The sequence below is a fragment of the Pseudochelatococcus lubricantis genome, from assembly GCF_011762225.1.
In the GTDB taxonomy this organism is placed as follows: domain Bacteria; phylum Pseudomonadota; class Alphaproteobacteria; order Rhizobiales; family Beijerinckiaceae; genus Pseudochelatococcus; species Pseudochelatococcus lubricantis.
This window is the reverse complement of record NZ_JAASQI010000002.1, coordinates 220,894-239,714: the sequence shown is the minus strand read 5'-3', so window position 1 is coordinate 239,714 and position 18,821 is coordinate 220,894. Positions and strand designations below refer to the sequence as shown.

Annotated in this window: 16 protein-coding genes and 1 tRNA gene; 3 read left to right on the top strand and 14 right to left on the bottom strand. The window is 65.9% G+C overall.

What is annotated here, in order from left to right; all coding sequences use genetic code 11:
• Window positions 1–107: 107 nt before the first annotated feature.
• The 3 genes from FHS82_RS04830 (at window position 108) to rpoH (ending at window position 2,605) form a co-directional block, all read left to right on the top strand.
• Window positions 108–183 (top strand) — tRNA-Glu (locus tag FHS82_RS04830).
• Between the two features lie 149 nt (window positions 184–332).
• Window positions 333–1,361, top strand: coding sequence for an RluA family pseudouridine synthase (locus FHS82_RS04825; RefSeq protein ID WP_377699900.1), 1,029 nt, complete (start codon window positions 333–335; stop codon window positions 1,359–1,361).
• Between the two features lie 344 nt (window positions 1,362–1,705).
• Window positions 1,706–2,605, top strand: coding sequence for an RNA polymerase sigma factor RpoH (gene rpoH / locus FHS82_RS04820; RefSeq protein ID WP_166949386.1), 900 nt, complete (start codon window positions 1,706–1,708; stop codon window positions 2,603–2,605).
• Between the two features lie 243 nt (window positions 2,606–2,848).
• Here the strand turns inward: rpoH and FHS82_RS04815 are convergent, their stop codons facing one another.
• The 14 genes from FHS82_RS04815 to FHS82_RS04750 form a co-directional block, all read right to left on the bottom strand.
• Window positions 2,849–4,069 (bottom strand): hypothetical protein, encoded by a 1,221-nt coding sequence (locus FHS82_RS04815; protein WP_166949384.1) that lies wholly within the window; start codon window positions 4,067–4,069, stop codon window positions 2,849–2,851.
• A 266-nt stretch (window positions 4,070–4,335) separates the two neighbouring features.
• Window positions 4,336–5,628 carry an adenylosuccinate synthase gene (locus FHS82_RS04810; RefSeq protein WP_166949382.1) on the bottom strand — a complete coding sequence of 431 codons (1,293 nt, stop codon included), beginning with the start codon at window positions 5,626–5,628 and terminating at the stop codon, window positions 4,336–4,338.
• 147 nt (window positions 5,629–5,775) lie between these two features.
• A complete protein-coding gene (gene serA / locus FHS82_RS04805) occupies window positions 5,776–7,359 on the bottom strand; it encodes a phosphoglycerate dehydrogenase (protein ID WP_166949380.1) in 1,584 nt (527 codons plus the stop codon).
• Window positions 7,360–7,508: 149 nt separating this feature from the next.
• Window positions 7,509–8,681 carry a phosphoserine transaminase gene (locus FHS82_RS04800; RefSeq protein WP_166949378.1) on the bottom strand — a complete coding sequence of 391 codons (1,173 nt, stop codon included), beginning with the start codon at window positions 8,679–8,681 and terminating at the stop codon, window positions 7,509–7,511.
• Window positions 8,682–8,802: 121 nt separating this feature from the next.
• Window positions 8,803–9,798, bottom strand: coding sequence for a hypothetical protein (locus FHS82_RS04795; protein WP_166949376.1), 996 nt, complete (start codon window positions 9,796–9,798; stop codon window positions 8,803–8,805).
• A 14-nt stretch (window positions 9,799–9,812) separates the two neighbouring features.
• The gene (locus FHS82_RS04790; RefSeq protein ID WP_166949374.1) at window positions 9,813–11,183 is read right to left on the bottom strand and encodes an MBOAT family O-acyltransferase; all 1,371 of its coding nucleotides are present in this window, start codon (window positions 11,181–11,183) and stop codon (window positions 9,813–9,815) included.
• A gap of 254 nt (window positions 11,184–11,437) precedes the next feature.
• Window positions 11,438–12,307 carry a CheR family methyltransferase gene (locus tag FHS82_RS04785; protein WP_166949371.1) on the bottom strand — a complete coding sequence of 290 codons (870 nt, stop codon included), beginning with the start codon at window positions 12,305–12,307 and terminating at the stop codon, window positions 11,438–11,440.
• Entirely contained in the window at window positions 12,304–13,530 is a 1,227-nt protein-coding gene (gene cheB, locus FHS82_RS04780) for a chemotaxis-specific protein-glutamate methyltransferase CheB (protein WP_246225083.1), read from the bottom strand. The genes FHS82_RS04785 and cheB overlap by 4 nt, the downstream gene beginning before the upstream one ends.
• A 138-nt stretch (window positions 13,531–13,668) precedes the next feature.
• A complete protein-coding gene (locus FHS82_RS04775; RefSeq protein WP_166949369.1) occupies window positions 13,669–14,145 on the bottom strand; it encodes a chemotaxis protein CheW in 477 nt (158 codons plus the stop codon).
• Window positions 14,142–16,850: a hybrid sensor histidine kinase/response regulator gene (locus FHS82_RS04770; protein WP_166949367.1), complete on the bottom strand. Its 2,709-nt coding sequence runs from the start codon at window positions 16,848–16,850 to the stop codon at window positions 14,142–14,144. Before FHS82_RS04770 ends, FHS82_RS04775 begins: the two co-directional genes overlap by 4 nt.
• A gap of 48 nt (window positions 16,851–16,898) precedes the next feature.
• On the bottom strand, window positions 16,899–17,351 hold the full coding sequence (locus FHS82_RS04765; protein ID WP_166949365.1) for a hypothetical protein: 453 nt from the start codon (window positions 17,349–17,351) through the stop codon (window positions 16,899–16,901).
• The gene (locus FHS82_RS04760) at window positions 17,348–17,803 is read right to left on the bottom strand and encodes a hypothetical protein (RefSeq protein ID WP_166949363.1); all 456 of its coding nucleotides are present in this window, start codon (window positions 17,801–17,803) and stop codon (window positions 17,348–17,350) included. Before FHS82_RS04760 ends, FHS82_RS04765 begins: the two co-directional genes overlap by 4 nt.
• Window positions 17,800–18,273: a rod-binding protein gene (locus tag FHS82_RS04755; protein WP_166949361.1), complete on the bottom strand. Its 474-nt coding sequence runs from the start codon at window positions 18,271–18,273 to the stop codon at window positions 17,800–17,802. Before FHS82_RS04755 ends, FHS82_RS04760 begins: the two co-directional genes overlap by 4 nt.
• 83 nt (window positions 18,274–18,356) lie before the next feature.
• Window positions 18,357–18,755, bottom strand: a complete 399-nt coding sequence (locus tag FHS82_RS04750; protein ID WP_166949359.1) for a hypothetical protein — start codon at window positions 18,753–18,755, stop codon at window positions 18,357–18,359.
• Window positions 18,756–18,821: the final 66 nt, after the last annotated feature.

Genomic DNA, 18,821 nt, shown 5'->3' with positions numbered 1-18,821 from the left:
AGGCCCACATCCGCCCGGTGCAAACGATCCACAGCCGGCAGGTTTCGTTGAAGATCGTGCTTGCATTGCCGGCAATCAGCCTATATACGGACCTCCTGCCTGCGGATGCTCCCATCGTCTAGCGGTCTAGGACGTCGCCCTCTCACGGCGAAAACAGGGGTTCGAGTCCCCTTGGGAGCACCATCGCTGTTTGCGGGTAACCGATGCCCCGCTTTCCGGCCGCGTTGTCGTTTGTGTTTCGCGCGGCGCATGATCGGCGATTTTTCATGGTGGTTTTCCCTATTATGCGTGCCATGGCGCGCGGCCCGGAGGACGAGGTTTGCTTGAGTTCCATCGATAGCGTCACCGAATCAGGCGACAGGATCGACGCGACCTGGGCGGGCGACGCCGCGACCCGTTTCGACAAGGCGCTGGCGCAGGCCATCGCCGAATTGCCCGCCGGCGCGGACTTGTCGCGCAGCCGCCTCCAGCAGCTGATTCGCGCGGGCCACGCCAGCGTGGGCGATGCCATCGTCACCGACCCGGGCGCGCGCGTTGCCACCGGCGCACGCCTCGGCCTGATCGTGCCGCCGCCCGAGCCCGCCGCTCCCGCGCCCGAGCCCATCCCGCTGGATGTCATATATGAGGACGACGCGCTGATCGTCATCGACAAGCCGGCCGGTCTCGTCGTGCATCCCGCGCCCGGCAGCCCCAGCGGCACGCTCGTCAACGCGCTGCTGGCCCATTGCGGCGACAGCCTTTCCGGCATCGGCGGCGTGCGCCGGCCCGGCATCGTACACCGGCTCGACAAGGACACGTCCGGCGTCATGGTGGTGGCGAAGACGGATCGCGCCCATCAGTCGCTCGCGGCCCAGTTTGCCGACCACGGCCGCACCGGCCCGCTGCAGCGCGCCTATGCCGCGCTGTGCTGGGGCGCACCCCTGCCGCGGGCCGGCACCATCGACGCCCCGCTCGAACGCATGGCCCACAACCGCGAAAAGATCGCCGTGGTCGCGCGCGGGCGCGGCCGCGAGGCCATCACGCACTACCGGGTGGAAGAGAATTTCCCGCCGCGCGCGGCGGAACCCGTCGTGAGCCTCGTGCGTTGCGAACTCGAAACGGGGCGGACGCACCAGATTCGCGTGCACCTTGCCCATCGCGGCCATCCCCTGCTCGGAGATACATTGTACGGCAGCGGCTTCCGCACCAAGGAAGTCCATCTGAACGATGCGGCGCGGCAGGCACTTTCCGCCCTCGGCCGCCAAGCGTTGCACGCCACGCTGCTCGGCTTCGCCCATCCCGATACGGACGAGGAGATGGTCTTCGAAAGCGCGCCGCCGCCGCCCATGCAGCGGCTTCTGGATGCACTGCGCGAAGGTTGAGAGCCGCCGCACGGCATATATCTTACCCGCTGCCCATCGTGCGGAGCCGCACCGACCGGTGCGCCTTTTGCATGGATACTGAATTTGCCGCAACGGTTCGGTCAAACCGCCGGCTTCACCATACAATTATCAAAATTTGTCATTACTTTTCGTGACTCCGCGTTTCGATAGTATTTTTCGCGGGAAACACGTTTCGCGTCCCGGTCATGAGGAAGAGCGTACCTGACAGGATTGTCATTTTTGATCTCTTCCCCTTTATTGGCCGGATGCATTATAGTGAAAACAGGTTGGCCATCCGGCAACCGGACTGATCCGCCTGATGAGGGGATCCGAGAGGAGGCGTTATGAGCAGTTCATCGGCATTGCCGACTTTGGCGAGCGACAGCGGCCTCAGCCGTTATCTGGCCGAAATTCGCCGCTTCCCCATGCTGGAGCCGCAGGAGGAGTACATGCTCGCCAAGCGGTGGAAGGAGCACGGGGACAGGATTGCGGCACATAAGCTGGTCACATCGCACCTGCGGCTCGTCGCGAAGATCGCCATGGGATACCGCGGCTATGGCCTGCCGATTGCGGAGGTCGTGTCGGAGGGGAACGTCGGTCTGATGCAGGCCGTCAAGCGTTTCGAGCCCGACAAGGGCTTCCGCCTCGCAACTTATGCCATGTGGTGGATCAAGGCCGCCATCCAAGAATACATCCTGCGTTCGTGGTCGCTCGTCAAGATGGGCACAACCGCGAACCAGAAGAAGCTGTTCTTCAACCTGCGCAAGGCCAAGGGCCAGATTTCGGCCTATGAGGACGGCGACCTGCTGCCCGAGCATGTGAGTACGATTGCCACCAAGCTCGGCGTGCCGGAGAAGGAAGTCATCGACATGAATCGCCGTCTGATCGGCGATGCCTCGCTGAACGCTCCGCTGCGGCAGGAAAGCGAAGGCGAATGGCAGGACTGGCTCGTCGACGACGGTGTCGATCAGGAAACGAACCTGGTCGTCGAGGAAGAAGGCAGCAACAGGCTCACAGCGCTGCGTGAGGCGCTCGGCGTTCTCAACGACCGCGAGCGACGCATCTTCGAGGCCCGCCGGCTGCGCGACGAGCCTGTCACGCTGGAGGAGCTGTCCGGCGAGTTCGGCGTCTCCCGTGAGCGCGTGCGCCAGATCGAGGTGCGGGCTTTCGAGAAAGTGCAGGAAGCTGTCAAGCGGGGGCTCGCGCGCATCGAGAACCCCCAGCCGGTCAGCGCTGCCGACTAGAATCTGTGCTGTTTACGTTGAAACAGGACAGATTCCTTATTTTGAGCGAATTCTGATCGATCAGATGATCCCATCAGAAGGCGCGCCCTATATTTTATATTTTACGCAACTTGCATTCAATTCGATGGATCGACTTGAATGCAAACTGCTATAAATAGAACAATTTCAGCAAAAGTGGACGCCGCTTTCGGAAAAGAGCGGGATGACGATTGAACGAGAGTCATCCCGACCCGGCTGCCGGCGTCACTTCCAGCTATCGAGCGCGTCAGAAATGATCTGCTGACCAACCGATCCCTTGGCGATCGTGATCGTCCCCATCTTGCCGCTGGCGAAACGCAGCGGCAGATCGACCCAGTCGCGCTGCCGCAGCAGGTCCCTGTTGCGGCTGACGTCCGCAGCGACGTTGGACAGGCCGACGAGGAACACGTTGTCCGCGACGGGTATCGGCAGCCCCGCCAGCGGCACGCCGCGCGGTTCCTTGTCGACGCGGAGTTGCGGCACGGCGATATCGCGCACTACGCGGTCGGGCGAGCCGGGATCGTTCACGAAGACGATCTCGATCGTATGTGATGCGGGCAGCGACGGATCGTCGTTGGGGCGCATCACCAGCGAGAACGACAGCCCGGCCTCGGCGATGACAACATCGGCATAAAGCGCCGCATTGCTGCTGCCCTTGCCTTCCAGCCGCCACAATACCTGCCCGGCCGAAATCTTCGGCTGCGTGCTGTTCTCGTCCTCGAGTTCGAACAGGAACGCGCGTTGCGCGATGACCTCCGTCTGCGCCTGCGTGCCGTTCGTTTGTGGCGCGGCCGCCGTCTGCGGCGCGGCTTGGGCGGGCCGGGCCTCCACCGGCGCGGCGGGCTGCGCCGGCTCGTCGGGCGGCGCGCCACTCACCCGGTCGGCGATCTTGCCGTTGCCCGCGGTTTCCGCCGTGTCGCTGGCAGGCGCCGGCGCACCAGCCTCCTGCGGTGGCAGCGCATCGTTGCGAAGCCACCAGGCAGCGCCGCCGATCCCGGCAAGCACCAGAGCGATCGCCGCGATCACGCCGCCACGGCGCACCGCGGAGGTTTCGCGCTTCTCCCGACGCGCGGCCACACGCGGGCGCTCGCGCGCGGCATCTCCAGCAGCGGCAGGTTGGCCGGCAGCACCGCTATTGGCCGAGGCATCGTCCCCGCTCCCGTCCTGCGCCGCGAAACGGTCGAAGGTCAGCGCTTCTCCGGTACGCGGCGGTTCCTCCGCCAGCTCCGCCTCGATACGGGCAATGACGGTCTCCAGCGACGCCTGCTCACGCAGCAAGCGTGTCTGTTCGCTCAGGATTTCCGCTTCCGGCAGATTGGGGTCGATATCCTGCCGCTGGCGTTCATACAATCCGCGAATATGATTGTAGACCGCAAGCCGCGCTTCCGGCGTATTTTCCGGCTGGCTGTTGATCGCCCGGGTTAACAATGCGTATAGATCTGTCATTCACCACTAACCGCCTTTGGAGGCAGCCTCAATTTACAGCGCCGTGGCCGGCTCTCGGCGCATGCGCCGATCCAGCCGGACCGGCAGACGCGCCGCATTGGAGCAAAATGCATTGAACATGAATCGGTGTTTTGCTCTATCTTTTTATTCATGCATCAAATTTATCCAAGAAGTGCCCGCGCCCCGGTTCGGGGCAGCAGCCATTCTGGCGCGCATTTTTGTCGAACGGATGGCCCCATCCGTTCGACGTGCGCGCCAGCAGTGATTTATCCCTCGAAAGGGTTGTGCACGAGAATAGTATCGTCGCGTTCCGGACTGGTGGAAAGAAGCGCCACCGGCGCACCGATCAATTCCTCGATACGGCGCACATATTTGATGGCTTCGGCGGGAAGATCCGCCCACGAGCGTGCGCCTGCCGTGGAGCCCTGCCAGCCGGCGATGCTCTCATAGATGGGCTTCACCCGCGCCTGCAATGCCTGATTCGCCGGCAGGTAGTCGATCGTATTGCCGTCGAGTTCATAGCCGACGCAAATCCTGATCTCCTCGAAGCCGTCGAGAATATCGAGCTTTGTCAAGGCGATGCCGGTGATACCCGAGGTGCTGACCGTCTGGCGGACCAGAACGGCGTCGAACCAGCCGCAGCGGCGCTTGCGCCCGGTGACGACGCCGAACTCGCGCCCGCGCTGGCCGATCAGCTCGCCCGTCTCGTCGAACAGCTCCGTGGGGAACGGCCCCTCGCCCACGCGCGTCGTATAGGCCTTGGCGATGCCGAGCACGTAGCCGATGGCGGTCGGCCCGAGGCCAGAGCCCGCGGCCGCCTGCCCCGCCACCGTGTGGGACGACGTAACGAAGGGATACGTGCCGTGGTCGACATCGAGCAGCGCACCCTGCGCGCCCTCGAACAGGATGCGCTTGCCTGCCCGCCGGTCATTGTCGAGCGTGCGCCAGGTGGTGTCCATGTAGGGCAGCACCTTGGGCGCGAGCCGCAGCAGTTCGTCGATGATCGCCTCCGCCTCGTATTCCGGCAGGCGGAAGCCACGCCGCAGCGCGTTGTGATGCGACAGCAGCCGCTCCACCTTGCCCGGCAGCGATTCCGGATCGGCAAGATCGGCGAGCCGGATGGCACGCCGTCCGGCCTTGTCCTCGTAGGCCGGGCCGATGCCCCGGCGCGTCGTGCCAATGCGGGTGCCGACGTTGGAGCTTTCGCGCAGGGAATCGAGTTCGCGGTGCAGCGGCAGGATCAGCGACACGTTTTCCGCGATGCGCAGGTTGTCGGCGGTGATCACGACGCCCTGTGCGCCGAGCCGCTCGATCTCGTCGACGAGCGCCTGCGGATCGAGCACCACGCCGTTGCCGATGACGCCGCGCTTGCCAGGCCTCACCACGCCCGACGGCAGCAGCGACAGCTTGTAGGTCTCGCCGCCGATCACGAGCGTGTGCCCCGCGTTATGCCCGCCCTGGAAGCGCACCACCACATCGGCCTGTTCGGACAGCCAGTCGACTATCTTGCCCTTGCCCTCGTCGCCCCACTGGGCGCCGACCACGACGACGTTCGCCATTTCAGCCTCGCATTCATTGTCCCGAAGCCGTGCGGCACCACGGCAAAAACAAACCCCGGCCGAGAGTGCTTCTCTTGGCCGGGGCTCTCACTGATTTCATGAAAGATCACGTCCGCAAGGTCAAGCCCCGCGACATCTGCATCGCCATCAGAACACAAGCTGATGGGCGTGCTTGACGCCGGGAATGGCCTGCACGGCATCGAGCACAGCCTGCGGCACCGCGCCGTCGACCTGTACCAGCGCCACCGCCGAACCGCCCTCGGAGTCACGGCCGAGCGCGAAGGTCGCGATATTGATGCCAGCGTCGCCCAGCACGCTGGCGAAGCGGCCGACGAAGCCCGGCTTGTCCTCGTTCGACACGTAGATCATGGACGGCGCGAACTCGGCATCGACCTTGATGCCCTTGATGCCGACGATGCGCGGCTTGCCATCGGCGAAGACGGTGCCGACGACCGAACGCTCCAGCGTGTCGGTGACGACGGTGAGCGTGATCAACGCCTCATAGTCGCTCACGGCCTCGCGCGTGATCTCCTCGATCACGATGCCGCGCTCGCGGGCGATGGTCGGCGCGGACACGACGTTGACGTCCTGCAGGAAGGGCCGCAGCAGACCCGCGACGGCGGCGGAGGTCAGCGCCTTGGTCTTGAGCTGCGCCACCGTGCCCTCATAGGCGATGCGCACGGTCTTGATGTCCGTCTCCGTGAGCTGGCCCGCGAAGGAGCCGAGCTTTTCCGCCAGCTCGATGAAGGGCCGCAGCTTGGGCGCCTCCTCGGCGGTGATGGAGGGGAAGTTGATCGCGTTGGTGATCGCGCCGCGCAGCAGATAGTCCGAGATCTGCTCGGCAACCTGCAGCGCGACGTTCTCCTGCGCTTCCGTGGTGGCAGCGCCCAGATGCGGCGTAGCGACGACGCTGGGGTGGCCGAACAGCGGGTTTTCCTTCGCCGGCTCCACGGTGAACACGTCGAAGGCGGCGCCCGCAACATGGCCGCTGTCGAGGGCCGCGCGCAGCGCCACCTCGTCGACGAGGCCGCCGCGGGCGCAGTTGATGATGCGCACGCCCTTCTTCGTCTTCGCGATGTTCTCGGCGGAGAGAATGTTCTTCGTCTTTTCGGTCAGCGGCGTGTGCAGCGTGATGAAATCGGCGCGGGTGAGCAGGTCGTCGAGTTCCACCTTCTCCACGCCGAGATCGCGCGCGCGCTCCGGCGAGAGGAAAGGATCGTAGGCGATGACGCGCATGCGCAGGCCGACAGCCCGTTCCGCCACGATGGAGCCGATGTTGCCGCAACCGATGATGCCGAACGTCTTGCCGGTCAGCTCCACGCCCATGAAGCGGTTCTTCTCCCACTTGCCGGCCTGCGTGGAGGCATCGGCCGCGGGAAGCTCGCGCGCCAGCGCGAAGGTGAGCGCGATGGCGTGCTCGGCCGTCGTGATCGAGTTGCCGAACGGCGTGTTCATCACGATGATGCCGCGCGCGGTGGCGGCCGGCACGTCGACGTTGTCGACGCCGATGCCCGCGCGGCCGATCACCTTGAGGCGCGTCGCCTTCTCCAGCAGCTTCGCCGTCACCTTGGTGGCGGAGCGGATGGCGAGGCCGTCGTAGTCGCCGATGATCTTTTCGAGTTCGTCCTTGTCGATCCCGGGCCGGAAATCGACGTCAACGCCATTGTCCTTGAAAATCTGGACGGCGGCATCCGACAGTTTGTCGGAGATGAGCACCTTGGGAGCGGTCATATCAGCAAGCCTCTCGGGCAAAGGGAAATTTCGTAACGGAAGGAAATCGCGACGGATGCGCATCCGTCGCGGACGCCCGCTAAACTCAGGGCGGCAGCAAGAGCCCGGCGCCGGCCGGGCCCTGCGTCAATGTCCAGCGGCGACCGCTCTCAGGCGGAAAGCTTCGCCTTCTCGGTGGCGAACGCCCAGTCGAGCCACGCCGTCAGCGCTTCGAGATCGCTCGCCTCGACGGTCGCACCGGCCCAGATCCGCAGGCCGGGAGGCGCGTCGCGATATGCGCCGATGTCATAGGCCGCGCCTTCCTTGTCGAGCAGCGCGACGATACCCTTGGCGACGGCGGCGACCGCCTCCGTCCCCCGGGCGACAACATCGGGATCGACGATCGACAGGCAGACGGACGTGTTGGAGCGGGTCGCCTCGTCCTTGGCCAGATTCGCGACCCACGGCGTGCGCGCCACCCAGTCGTGCAGCACCTTGGCGTTGGCGTTGGCGCGGGCGATCAGGCCATCGAGCCCGCCGACCGACTTCGCCCATTGCAGACCGTCGATATAGTCCTCGGTCGCCAGCAGCGAGGGGGTGTTGATCGTCTCGCCGACGAAGATGCCCTCGATCAGCTTGCCGCCCTTGGTGAGGCGGAAAATCTTCGGCAGCGGCCAGGCGGGCTTGTAGGTTTCGAGCCGCTCCACCGCGCGCGGCGACAGGATCAGGATGCCGTGCGCACCCTCGCCGCCCAGCACCTTCTGCCACGAGAAGGTGACGACGTCGAACTTCTTCCACTCCAGCGGCTGCGCGAAGGCGGCGGAGGTAGCGTCGTTGATGATAAGCCCTTCGCGGTCGTCGGCGATCCAGTCCGCGTTCGGCACGCGCACGCCGGAGGTCGTGCCGTTCCACGCCAGCACCACGTCGCGCGTCTTCGTGTCGACCTGCGCGAGGTCAGGCAGTTCGCCGTACGGAGCCTTGATGACACGCGCGTCTTCCAGCTTCAGCTGCTTGACGACGTCCGTCACCCAGCCCTCGCCGAACGACTCCCACGCCAGCAGATCGACGCCGCGCGCGCCGAGCAGCGACCACAACGCGGCCTCTACCGCGCCGGTGTCGGACGCAGGCAAGATGCCGATGCGGTAATCTTCAGGGACCTTGAGAATTTCCCGGGTCAGATCGATGGCGAGCTTGAGCTTGGCCTTACCGATCTTCGCGCGATGCGAGCGGCCCACCGCCGCATCCTTGAGCGCTTCGACGCTCCAGCCGGGGCGCTTGGCAGTCGGGCCGGAAGAGAACGCGGGGTTGACCGGCCGCGCGACGGGCTTTGCAATATCTGTCATGTATCCATCCTCACAGATGGGCGCTTCCCGTTGGGGGGAAGTGTCCCGTGGATGGAGATATCGGAGTTCGCCCCCGCGCGCAAGCAAATCATCGCCCTCCGCGCATTTTTCCACTCCCTGCTCAGGCGCCGCGCGCCGCCCTGATGCGCTGCGCGATCATGTCTTCCAGCACGCGGGCGAGGTGGCCCTTATAATGGATTTGATCGAAGTAGTCGTCGGCTGTCTCCGTCTCGCGGCGAGTGCCCGGCCACTCCACGATGATCGTGTTGGCGCGCGCGGCTGCGATTTCGCCCAGCGCCGCGCGGCACCGCGCCTCCGTGTCCGCCTCGGCGCTGCCGGGCTTCGGCTGGCCGGTGACGAAGGCGGGCGGAATCATGAACACGACCGTCGCCGCGGCGGGAACCTCCCGCACGGCTTCGCGCAGGGCTTCGAGCGCCGGAAAGCGGCCAGTGTCGTTGACGGGCACCTCTGTCTTGTATTCCAGCAGCCGGCGGCGCTTTTCCGGCGTCTCGAAGCCCTGCAGGACATAGATCGGATCGTAGTCCCAGTAGCCGTCGGGTCGCGAGCGTTCACGCGCGCCGACTATATACTGGATGCGGCGCAGCCCCTCCTCCAGCACGCTGAACCGGGCAAGGCCGCGCGCATAGACGAGCGGGTCCTCGTCATAAAGCCAGAACGGAAACGGGTTGACGGGCGTCAGTGTGGGGTCGGCCTTGCACCAGTAGGCATCCGTGCCCAGCAGCACGACCTGCGGCGGCGTCTGCCGGTGGCGCAGCCACCAGCGCAACAGCGTCAGTTGCTCCTTGGGATGCGTGCCGGGAATGGTCAGGGAGGCGAATCGCGCGCCGGTCAGCGCCGTCAGCCGCTCGGGACTGAGCGCCTGAATGCGCGAGTTGCCGATGATGACGGAATCGAAAGCCTGATCGCGCGCGCGGCTGGCATGCTCCGTGCGCGTTCCCTGCGCACGCACGCCCGGCGGATCGATGAGCGTGACCCGCCCCGAGCCATAGGGATCAAGCACATAGAGCGCGGCGACGGCCGCGGGAAACAACACCGCCACCAGCACCACGAGCGTGATGGCGAAACGCCGCCACTGCAATTCCCGACTGCCCTGCACCCCGTTTCCCCGCATCAGAACTGGAAATAGATGAACTCGTAGTTGGCGTCATCGCCGATCTTGAACATGATGACCACGAAAACGAGCGCCGTCAGCACCGCCACCCAACGCGACGGCGGCAGGCGGTGAACGAAGGTCCACGCCGTCGGCCCCACCATCGCCACCAGCGCGGCGAGCGCGATCGTGCGCCACTTGATGCGCTCGCCGTCAGGGCCGAAGCCCAGCAGCGCCTCGTAAATCGTCCACGCGGCGTCGAAACTCGTGGCGCGGAACAGTACGAAGGTGAGCGCCACGAAGGCGAACGTCAGCGTCCAGCCGGCCAGCGTCGGCATCCGCAGGCCAGCCTTGCGCCACAACACACCCGCGCACAACCCCGCGCCATGCGCCATGCCCCAGACGACGAAGGTGAGCCCGGCGCCGTGCCACAGGCCGCCGAGCGTCATCGTCATGAACAGCGCGAATAGCTGCAGCGCCAGCCCGTATCGATTGCCGCCCATGCCGATATAGAGATAATCGCGCAGGAAGCGCGACAACGTCATATGCCAGCGCCGCCAGAAGTCCTGCAGGGAGGTGGCGCGATAGGGGCTCTCGAAGTTCTGCGGCAGCACGATGCCGAACAGCAGCGCGATGCCGAGCGCCATGTCGGTGTAGCCGGAAAAGTCGAAATAGATCTGGAACGGAAAGGCGAGCGCGGCCTGCCAGGCGGCCTGCACGCTGACGGCGCCGTTCGCCGCCGCCTCGTAAGCCGGGTTGACGTAGAGCGACAGCGGATCGCCGATGAACACCTTCTTTGCAAGCCCCACAGTCAGCAGCATCAGCCCCCGCGCGAAGCGCTCGGCCGCGTCGGGACGCAGATAGGGCCGCTCGTCGAACTGGTGCATGATCTCGGTCCAGCGCACGAGCGGACCGGCCAGAACCTGCGGAAAAAAGGCGATGTAGAGCGCATAGCGGGTCAACCCGAATTGCGGCGCGCGACCGGCCTTGAGATCCGTGAGGTACATGATGTGATGGAAGGTGAAGAACGAGATGCCGAGCGGCAGCGCGAGCCGCAGCGGCGTGAACGTCTCGCCTGCGACCTCGCCCGCGAGCCCGATCGCGAAATCGGCATACTTGAACAGGCCGAGCACCAGCAGGTTGACGGCGATCGCGCCGTAGATCAGCTCGTGCCGCGGCCGATGCCCGAACAGCCGCGCGACGGTCCAGTTGATCAGAATCGACGCCATCAGCAGCGGCAGGAACCGCCAGTCCCAATAAGCATAGAACGCCAGTGACAGAACCACGAGCAACGGCAGGCGCCATTGCGGCGCGAACCGTTCCGCCATCCAGTGGAGAACCAGCGCGCAGGGGAGGAAGGCAAGCAGAAAGGCAAACGAATTGAACAGCATGCGGCGCGTCGGGCTCCGGGGCGAAACGGGAACTGCTCCGCCTGGCGGGTGCGTTGGCGGAAGCGTTGCCGCCGGCGGCCGATTCGCGCCGGGCAGCGGTCAATCTAGTGGATATGCGTCGGCGAATAAACCCGTGCCCCCGCTTCCGGCACGGGCCGGATTTCCGCGTCCGGCGCGCGCCGGTCGGCCGCAGGACCGGGATTGCCCGCACGCGCCGCCAGCGCGCGATCCCGGGAAGTGGCCGCGGCGCATCCTCATGCGTTGCCCACGTAGCTGGAAAGGCCGGGTGCGGACCTGTTCCCCGCAGGGCTATACAGGCCCCGGCGGGCGGGAATCGGCTGAAACATGTCCGTCAGCCCGACGACGGTTTCAGCGGCGCCGAGCATCATGAAGCCATCGGGCGGCATCACCCGGGCGATGCGTTCCAGCACATCCGCCTTCGTCCGCGAATCGAAATAGATCAGCACGTTGCGGCAGAAGACGATGTCGAACGTGCCCAATGCCGTGAAACGGTCGAGCAGATTGAACTTCTGGAAGGTCACCATCGAGCGGATGGCGGGAACGATCTCCCACGTGTCGCCGTTGCGTTCCGGTTTCTGGACGAAATACTTCGCCAGAAGGTGCGGCGGCAGGCCGCGCTGAACCTCAAACGGCGTGTAACAGCCCGCCTGCGCGCGCGCCAGCGCCTGCAGGGAGATGTCCGTCCCGAGTATCTCGATCCGCCAGCCGGACACGCGCGCGCCCATTTCCTGCAGGCAGATGGCAAGCGAATAAGGCTCCTGCCCCGTCGACGCCGCCGCGCACCAGATGCGGATGTGGCGTTTCGCCGCCCGCGCCTCCAGAAGATACGGCATCACGACACCGGAGAAATACTCGAACGGCAGTTTGTCGCGGAAGAAGAACGACTCGTTGGTCGTCATCGCCTCCACGACCGCCTCGCGTAGCGCCGGCCCGGTGTCGATGCGGCGCATTTGCCGGACAAGCCCGCTCAGGTCGTCTACGCCCGCCTCGCGCGCCACGGGCAGGAGCCTGCTCTCGACAAGATAGTGCTTGTCGCCCGGCAGCGCGAGGCCCGACTGTTCCTTGACCAGCCGCGCGATGAAGTCATAGTCCTCGGCCTTCATCGCGCGCTTCCCCGCAGCAGTTCGCGCAGCTGCCCGCCGATCTGCGGCAGCGGAAAAATACCCGCGCAAGCCCCGGCCGCAGCGACAGCGCCTGGCATGCCCCAGACGACACTGGTTTCCTCGTCCTGAATGACGACGCTGCCGCCACTGGCCGCGATCGCCGCCGCCCCCAATCCGCCGTCGCTGCCCATGCCCGTGAGCACCACGCCAAGTGCCGCCGGGCCGAAGACCTGCGCCACGGAGCGGAAGAGTGGATCGACCGCCGGCTTGCAGAAATGTTCCGGCGGCGTGTCGCTCAGGCGCGCCACAATCGCGTCCTCCTTGCACGCCACCAGCATGTGCAGGCCACCGGGGGCGACATAGATGCGGCCGGCGACGACCGCCTCTCCCTCCTTCGCCTCCGCCGCCGGCAGTCCGGCGGCGCGGCCGAGCTGTTCGGCGAGCAGCGCGGTGAAAGTGGGCGGCATGTGCTGCACCACGAGCACGGGCACCCGCGCCAGCACCTCCCTGCAGGAAGCCAGCACCTGCACCAGCGCTTGCGGTCCGCCCGTGGAACTGCCCAGCGCGAGCACGCGCGGCGGCACGCTGGAGTAAGGCCGCAGCGCCCTTGCGCCTTCGGCGGCCTGTCGCCTGACGGGCGGCCCGCTCCCCGCCCGTCCGCCCGTCGCCTGTTCCGGCAGGTGCCCGCGCGCTTCCGGCGGCAACCGCGCCGGCGCGGCCTGCTCCCTTGTGCCGGCGGCCACCGCCCCTTCCCGCGCGCGCCTTGCCCGTGCCCGCGCACCGAGGTGCGTCACCATATCGAAGAGTTCGCGGCGGTATTCGGCGGCGCTCGCGATGCGGCCGCTGCCGTCCGGCTTGGCGATGCACTCCGCCGCCCCCAGCGACAGCGCGCGCAGGCTGATTTCCGCCCCGCGCCGCGACAGCGTCGACGAGACGATCACGACGACCCCGGGATGCCGCTCCAGCAGCAGCGGCAGCGCCGTCAGCCCGTCCATCTCCGGCATCTCGATATCGAGAATGACGACGTCGGGCTTCGAGATCGCCACGTCCTCGACGGCCTTCCTGCCGTTCGCGTGGGTCGCGACGACGGCCACGCCCGCCGCCTCCGCGATCCAGCGCGCGGTCAGGCCCCGGATGACCGCGGAATCGTCCACGATCATGACCCGTATGTCGTCGGACCCGGCGCCCGTCTGTAAATCGCGTGTCACGGACAAGCCAGGCATCCTTCTGCAGCAGGCATTTCAATGAACGGCGCCTCGTTACCGCACGCCACTGTCCCCGGCGGAAAAGCATGCATCGTCGCGAAAACCCAGGCGGTCGAGCTATCGCGCCAGCCGTGCCCCGGACAGGCGGTCGGGACCTCAGGACGAAACATGATCCTCACGGATGCTGGCGAGGATACTCTCGACATCGAGGATGGCGAGCAGTTCCGCCTCCAGCGCGAAAACGCCGTCCGTCACCGCGCTCCATCGCTGGTCGAGATTGGGCGGTTTGGCGGTCAGCCGGCTCCTGTCGAGCGTGAGCACCTCGCCCACCTCGTCGACGAGCAAGCCATACACCTCGCCCTGAAAGTCGATGCCAACCGCGACGACCGGATCGCCGTCGTCGCGCAGCGGCAGGCCGAGGCGCCGGCGCATATTGATGGCCGTGACGATCCGCCCGCGCAGGTTCAGCACTCCGTCCACCTCGGCCGGTGCGAGCGGCACCGGCGTGATGCGCTGCGGCACGAACACATCATGCACGGCCCAGATCGGCAGGCCGAAAAGCTGGCTCGCGATGCGCACCGTGACGAACTGGCAGTGACTCTCCTCACGAACCGTGGCAAGCGGCATGCTCATGGATTCGCTCCGATTCCGTCCGCGGTGAATTCTTCCAGGGCCGCCAGCAGCCCCTCCTTGTCGAACTTGGCGATGTAGTCGGTGAAGCCCACGCGCCGGCCGCGCTCGATGGCCTCCGGCGTGTTGAGCCCCGACAGGGCGATGACCGGCAAGTCCCGCGTCCGCGCGCCGGCCCGCAACTGCTCGACAAAGGTGAAGCCATCGATCTCCGGCATATCGATGTCGCTCACGATGACATCGTATGGCGGGTCAGCGTCGAGATGCGAATAGGCCTCGCGCACGCCGTCGCAGACCGTCACGTCATAACCCGCCGCCCTCAGCACAGGCGACAGCATGTTGCGGAAGAACGCGCTGTCGTCGACCAGCAGGACACGTGGCCTCTCCGCCGGCCTGACGTTCCGGGGGCCGGCGACGGCGCGGAAGGTCGGAGGCAGGAAATGGCCGATATCCAGAATCTCCGTCGCCCGGCCCTTGACCACGGCCGTGCCCATGATGCCGGGAATTTCGGAATTGAACTCGATGGTGAAGTTCTCGTCGTCGACAATATCAATGATCTCGTCGACGACGAGGCCGATCGCCCGGCCCCTGTCGGTAAACACCAGCATCGCCCGCTCGCCCTGCGCCCTGTCGCGCGATGCCTGATCGAGATAGACGAGCGGCATCAGCGATCCGCGATACTGCACGAGATCCTGCCCGGTGAGGCGCTCGATCCGGCTCGCGTCGCAAACCTCAAGGCGCGTCACGAGCGACAGGGGTACCGCCTTCGGCTCGTCCGAGCCCGCCCTGAACAGGATCAGCGACAGCGTTTCGGCCGCATGCGCGCCAGTGAGCGCCGGCGCCTCGTCCTTGTGCGCCGCGCTGACGCCGGAGGCGAGGCCGGTCGTCATCACCTGCGCCATGCTGTTGGGGTCGACGATCAGGATGACGCTGCCGTCGCCCAGAATGGTCGTTCCCGAGAACATCGAGACGTGACGCAGGATCGAGGACACGGGCTTGACCACGATTTCCTCGGTGTGCAGGACGTTGTCCACGCCGATGCCGAACGAACGGCTGCCGACCTGCATCACCACCACGAAACTGTCTTCAACCGCGCCAGTCCGGCGGGTATCGCCGGCGATGCCGAGCATCTGGTCGAGGTAAATGATCGGCAGGAGTTTTTCCCGAAGGCGCAGCACCGGCGCCTCCTTGAACCGCTCGATCCGGTGCTCGCTGCCCTTCTGCACGCGCACCAGCTCGACGACAGACAGTTGCGGAATGGCGAAGCGCTCCGATGCCGCCTCGACGATCAGTGCCGAGACGATCGCCAGCGTCAGCGGAATCTTGATCAGGAACGTCGACCCCTGCCCCCGGCGGGAAAGGACGTTCACCGAACCGCCGATCAGCTCGATGTTCGTGCGCACCACATCCATGCCCACGCCGCGGCCCGAGACGTTCGTGACGACCTCAGCCGTCGAGAAGCCGGGATGAAAGATGAAGGCGTGGATCTGCGCGTCCGACATCTTCTCCACATCGATCGCCGACGCGAGCCCCTTCGCCACCGCCTTCTCGCGGATGCGATCCGTGTTGAGGCCCCTGCCGTCGTCGCCGACCTCGATGATGATATGGCCGCCCTCGTGATAGGCCGCCAGCCGGATGGTGCCGGCCTCGCGCTTGCCCGCCTTCGCGCGCTCCCCGGGGCTTTCGAGGCCGTGATCGGCGGAATTGCGGATCATGTGAGTCAGCGGGTCCTTGATCATTTCAAGCACCTGCCGGTCGAGTTCGGTGTCGGCGCCGAGCATCTGCAGATCGATCGGCTTGCCGAGATCGCGCGACAGGTCGCGCACGATGCGTGGCAGCTTCTGCCAGGCGTTGCCGATAGGCTGCATCCGCGTCTTCATCACCGCTTCCTGCAGCTCCGCCGTCACCTGGGACAGTCGCTGCAGGGGCACCTTGAACTCCGATTCCTCCTGCCGGCGAACCAGCTCCAGGAGCTGGTTGCGTGTCAGCACCAGCTCCGACACCATGGTCATGAGCTGTTCGAGGGTCTCGACATTGACCCGGATCGACTGCGCCGCGCTGCCGCCGCGCGCATGCGTGCCACCGTCGTCGCCATGGACCGCCGGGGCCTCGCGGGAAGCCAGCGGCGGCTCGGGCGCGCCGCCAGCCGGCCGCACCGCCACCGGCGCGCCGGGACGGCCTGCCTCCCCCGCGGCGGAAGACGCGCCGGCGGACGGAACCTCGACCGGCGTCTCACGAAACAGGCGTTCGAGTTCGTCAGGGTTTCCGTCACCGGCGGCGGCCTCCCCGTCCTCTTCCGGAATCGCAGGGGAAGAAGCTCCGGACGCCCCGGCCTTCTCGGCCATCGCATCGAGCGCGCCGATCAGGTCCGCGTCGCTGCCCGCCGGTTCGCTGCCATCGTTGACTTCAAGATCGGCGACGATTGCCTTGATGCGATCGATCGAGCGCATCACCAGATCGACGGCCTCGGGTCTCACCTGCGCCCCTTCGCGGAAGCGCCCCATCAGCGTTTCGGCCGCGTGCGCCAGCGAGCCCAGCCGCGGCAGCCCCAGGAAGCCGCAGGTGCCCTTGATCGTGTGAACGAGCCTGAAGATGTTGCCGAGGATGTCCGCGTTATTGGGCTCACGCTCGAACTTCACAAGCTCGGCGTCGATGAGGTCGAGGCTTTCGGTCGCCTCGGTCAGAAACTCGCGCAAAAGGTCATCCATAACAGCCTCTCCGGTAACGCTGTTCCAGGCAGGTATTCTTTTGCCCCTTCAGTCCAGAATTTCTTTTCTATCGATGTAGTTAAATTCTTCTATCAGGATGTCTGAAACGATATCCGCGCCGAACATCTTGTTGACCTCCACCTTGATTGCGCCCGTCAGTTTGTTGAGATCCTTCTTGTTGACACCGTCGAACTTGCGGTCCGTGTCGTCGTAGATCAGCCTGAAGGCGCGATCGATGATCAGTGGCTCGGGCGGAATCGATATCTCCCGCAAGGTGCGCGCGTCTGCGGTGTAGACAAACTGGGCCACGACATAGCCCTTGACCGCATTGTCGGCGACGATCGGCACGTTGATCAGCCTCAGCTTGCGGAACTCCAGCCCTTCGAGATAGGGCGCCTCCTCCTTTTTCTTCGCCTGGCTCGACGACCAGCTTGCGACGCCATATGCGGAGACGAGCGTCACGACGCAGACCCAGAGGCCGATCAGCACGAGACGCGTCATCGTCCATATCGTCCGAACGGCCCCGCCTCGGCATAGGTGCCGTCGGACTCAGCCATGCGCATGCCCTCGCTCACGATCGCGCCGACCTCGCGGGCGGCGTCGAGATAGCGGGCCAGCGTTGCCTCGCTGTCGGCCAGCCGTGCCCGGATGTGCCGGACATTACGCCGCAACGCATCGCCTTCTTCACCTGTTGCGAGCGCCTGCACGTCCACGACGCGCGCAAGACGCGCCAGATCGAGCAGGCACTGACCCTTCTGTCGGGTAATCTCGTCGAAATTCCCAGCAAGACCCTGCCGCAGAAAGGCGCTCTCAGCATCGAGCGCTGCATCAAGGCGGCGGAGTGCCTGCTTCAACGCAACATGCGCAGCCGACGGCGGGTCGTCGCCATCGAACGGCCCCGCTTCATCCCGGCGCCCGTCGTCCGCCACCATGCGATCGGCCCCACCGCTCATGCCGCGCCATCCGGATGCGCACGCCTGACGGCGCGCGCGATGCCGATGCCGCCGGAGCGGGCAAGTTCTTCCGCCATCTGCCGCGCCAGCAGCGACTTCCACATGTCGCCCGCGAAACCCTTGCCGAACCATGCCGTGGACTCTCGCGGCAGAAGCGCCTCGACGAATGTCTGCAGCGTCACCGCCTCGAACTGCTGATAGATATCGCCCGCGCGCAAACGATTGACGCCGGGCAGTCCGTCGCGCCCGCCCAGCCGCGCCCTCTCTACGTCGAGAGGCAGGCCGAAACCGTCCCGCCGTGCAGTCGTCACAGCTGACTCCTCCTCGCCGGCGCTGAAGGCAAGCGCCACCTCGCCGGCAACCTGCGCATAGTCAGCGCCACCCAGCTTATCGACGGCGACCCGGAAGCGCGCCGGATCGGCCGCCCGGGCGACGTCCATGACGATATCGGCAGGGATACTGACAGCCATGACCTCCCACTCCAGCAATACCTTCCGCCCGGCGGCTAAATGCCGTTCCGGGGCCTGTCGTATGACACCCTAACCGCCGGACCTTACGCGAGGCTGTCGTCTTTTCGGGCCGCGCCCGCTTCCACGATGCGCTCCAGCCCGATCTTTTCGTCCTCGGCATCCGACGCGCGCGCCATGTTCTGCGCCAGCCGCTCGGTGCGCTTGAGGCGCAGCGCCTCCTCGCGCAGCCGTCCCTGCAGCGCCTCGCTTTCGGCGTGCACCACCTGCGCCTCGCGGGAGAGCTGAGTCAGGCGGCGCGCCATCGAGCCGACGAACAGGCCGTGGTGCGCGGCCCCGTCGTTAAGCCGGCTGACGAGTTGCTCCTGCGCTTTCCCGAGGGCCGCCTCGTCCCGGCGCAGCAGGGCGAGTTTCCACTCCGACAGGCGTTTCAGTTGCTGCTGCACTACGACGACACGTTCGATTTTGTGTAACCGGTCCTTCATCCGTCACCTGTGCCGCGTTTTAAAGCAGTTCGCACTCAATTCACCCCATGGCCTTTAGTGCAAGTT

What these genes read in the sequence shown, in the direction of transcription:
- rpoH (WP_166949386.1), top strand. Translation starts at nt 1,706, where the DNA reads ATGAGCAGTTCATCGGCATTGCCGACTTTGGCGAGCGACAGCGGCCTC.
- FHS82_RS04815 (WP_166949384.1), bottom strand. Translation starts at nt 4,069, where the DNA reads ATGACAGATCTATACGCATTGTTAACCCGGGCGATCAACAGCCAGCCG.
- FHS82_RS04810 (WP_166949382.1), bottom strand. Translation starts at nt 5,628, where the DNA reads ATGGCGAACGTCGTCGTGGTCGGCGCCCAGTGGGGCGACGAGGGCAAG.
- serA (WP_166949380.1), bottom strand. Translation starts at nt 7,359, where the DNA reads ATGACCGCTCCCAAGGTGCTCATCTCCGACAAACTGTCGGATGCCGCC.
- FHS82_RS04800 (WP_166949378.1), bottom strand. Translation starts at nt 8,681, where the DNA reads ATGACAGATATTGCAAAGCCCGTCGCGCGGCCGGTCAACCCCGCGTTC.
- FHS82_RS04790 (WP_166949374.1), bottom strand. Translation starts at nt 11,183, where the DNA reads ATGCTGTTCAATTCGTTTGCCTTTCTGCTTGCCTTCCTCCCCTGCGCG.
- FHS82_RS04785 (WP_166949371.1), bottom strand. Translation starts at nt 12,307, where the DNA reads ATGAAGGCCGAGGACTATGACTTCATCGCGCGGCTGGTCAAGGAACAG.
- cheB (WP_246225083.1), bottom strand. Translation starts at nt 13,530, where the DNA reads ATGCCTGGCTTGTCCGTGACACGCGATTTACAGACGGGCGCCGGGTCC.
- FHS82_RS04775 (WP_166949369.1), bottom strand. Translation starts at nt 14,145, where the DNA reads ATGAGCATGCCGCTTGCCACGGTTCGTGAGGAGAGTCACTGCCAGTTC.
- FHS82_RS04770 (WP_166949367.1), bottom strand. Translation starts at nt 16,850, where the DNA reads ATGGATGACCTTTTGCGCGAGTTTCTGACCGAGGCGACCGAAAGCCTC.
- FHS82_RS04765 (WP_166949365.1), bottom strand. Translation starts at nt 17,351, where the DNA reads ATGACGCGTCTCGTGCTGATCGGCCTCTGGGTCTGCGTCGTGACGCTC.
- FHS82_RS04760 (WP_166949363.1), bottom strand. Translation starts at nt 17,803, where the DNA reads ATGAGCGGTGGGGCCGATCGCATGGTGGCGGACGACGGGCGCCGGGAT.
- FHS82_RS04755 (WP_166949361.1), bottom strand. Translation starts at nt 18,273, where the DNA reads ATGGCTGTCAGTATCCCTGCCGATATCGTCATGGACGTCGCCCGGGCG.
- FHS82_RS04750 (WP_166949359.1), bottom strand. Translation starts at nt 18,755, where the DNA reads ATGAAGGACCGGTTACACAAAATCGAACGTGTCGTCGTAGTGCAGCAG.